Annotated in this window: 1 protein-coding gene; it reads right to left on the bottom strand. The window is 51.2% G+C overall.

Features of this window, described 5'->3' with window-relative positions; all coding sequences use genetic code 11:
• Nucleotides 1-217, bottom strand: a 217-nt coding sequence (locus tag HJY11_RS14345) for an exodeoxyribonuclease VII large subunit (RefSeq protein WP_279571117.1), incomplete at both ends; no start/stop codon positions are given.

Genomic DNA, 217 nt, shown 5'->3' with positions numbered 1-217 from the left:
AGTTGATGCACAAGCACCCGCTCGCCGCGTGCTGTCAGTTCCTCAACATAGCGCAGATACGAATCAGCATCTGCAACAACCAGCTCAGCAGCCTGTGAAGGAGTAGCTGCCCTGCGGTCAGCAGCAAAATCTGACAATGTAAAATCAGTTTCGTGCCCTACTGCTGAAACTACTGGTATTTCAGACGCAGCAATAGCACGCACAACAGGCTCTTCAT

The organism is Bittarella massiliensis (ex Durand et al. 2017) (genome assembly GCF_017566145.1).
GTDB lineage: Bacteria > Bacillota > Clostridia > Oscillospirales > Ruminococcaceae > Bittarella > Bittarella massiliensis_A.
Note: the sequence above shows the minus strand (reverse complement) of the source record. Positions and strands in the feature narration are given on the sequence as shown.